Origin of the sequence: Acinetobacter sp. EKM10A, from assembly GCF_011075215.1 — a bacterium.
In the GTDB taxonomy this organism is placed as follows: domain Bacteria; phylum Pseudomonadota; class Gammaproteobacteria; order Pseudomonadales; family Moraxellaceae; genus Acinetobacter; species Acinetobacter baumannii.
Genome location: NZ_JAALLK010000021.1, coordinates 35966 through 37696 on the forward strand (window position 1 = coordinate 35966; position 1731 = coordinate 37696).

General features: G+C 37.4%; 1 protein-coding gene. It reads right to left on the minus strand.

From position 1 onward, the window contains the following. On the minus strand, positions 1 to 1731 hold a 1731-nt coding region (locus tag G9371_RS19290), incomplete at both ends, for an Ig-like domain-containing protein (RefSeq protein WP_413773164.1).

A 1731-nucleotide genomic window follows, 5' to 3' on the forward strand; every position in this document is an offset into this window, starting at 1 on the left:
ATAACTCAACGACCCTAATAATGCTTTATCTACAATATAGGTGTCATTCCCTGCTTCGCCAATTAATCCTGTATATACATTCGGGGAATTACCACCATAAATCAATGTATCGTTCCCGGATCCACCGTATAAACTATCAGAACCTCCATTACAAATTAACGTGTCATCTCCATTGCCACCATATAGATAATCATTTCCTGTAGATCCTTTAATAATTTGAGTAAATATAGGGTCTGTTGGCTTGTAAGTTCCCGATGCAGTATTAATTATAGTAGTTAGTGGTTGAGAACTATTCCAAGCTTGATCTGTAGCAGTTACCCTATATTCTACATTTAACCAATCGAATTTTTCCTCAATATTTACGTGGACCCAAGCACCATCAATTTTTTGTTCAACAAAGTAACTATCACTTGGCGCATTAAAAATAATTTTATCTGTACTCAAATCATAACTAAATAAATTAGCTAGTATAGGTGCTGTAGTATCAGGTGCATTTAATTGAAGAAAATTTTCATTCCCTTTATTATCTGTAGCTATTACTTTTAATAACTCACCATTCTCATAAACAGTATTCAAAATTACGGAGTAATGCCCTGATGCATCAGCTATAGCTGAACCGATCACATCACCTGCAGCGTTTTTAATAGTTACAGTGACGTTTGCTTCTGTTGTACCTTGTACGACTTGCCCCTCAGTCCATCCACCTTGAATAGTTGGTTGATGTAAAATCGGTGGTGTAATATCTGGAACAATAACTTCTTTTGCCTCAGTTTTATTACCCGATTGATCTGTTGCTGTTACGATTAAATTTTCGCCATTTAAGTAAGCTTTATCTAGAGTAATAGAATAATTTCCTGCCTCATCTGCATTAGCTGTACCTACAACTTTTGTTTCGTAATGGTCTACTTCTAAAATGGTTGTTGGCACTTCTTGCGTTACATTTACGTTTATAACGGGGGGCATTGAACTAGAATAATTTACTGTCAAAGTATAGGTTCCAGGCGGTAATACCGAACCTTGTGCTAAATCAATACTGTAATTGCCGTCTCCAGCTTGGGAAACATTACCAGTTAGTCTTGTATTTAAACTCGCTCCAGAAAGAATTGAACTATAACTACCAGAAAGTGAATTAGTCGAGGAACTCAAATTTAAAGAAACATGTGCATTTGTACCTGTAACTTCAAAAGAATATGTCTTCGATAAATAATTTGTCTGTACTGACTCACTCAGAATAAATTGGGTTTCTAAAACCGTTACTTCTTTATAAACAGCATTTACTTGTTCTACTGTTACTCTTGCATCTGCTTCCGTTACACCTGCAACCACTTTACCTGCGGCATCAATCGTTGCAGTTAGACTTGATGGTGCTGTGGTATCCGGTGCAACAATTGTTTTTGGTACGGTAGCATTACCCGCTTTATCCGCAACCGTTACATTTAAGCTTTCACCATTCAAGTAAGCTTTATCTAGGGTAACTGAATATTTACCTGTGACATCGGCTGTACCTGTACCCACTATGGTTCCTACCACGTCCTTAACTGTTACTGTTGCATTGGCCTCAGTCACACCTGTAATTGCTTTACCTGCAGCATCAATCGTTGCAGTCAGACTTGATGGTGCTGTAATGTCTGGTGCAACTATTATTTTTGGTACGGTAGCATTACCCGCTTTATCTGCCGCTATTGCACTTAAGCTTTCGCCATTTAGATAAATTTTATCTAGGGTAACTGA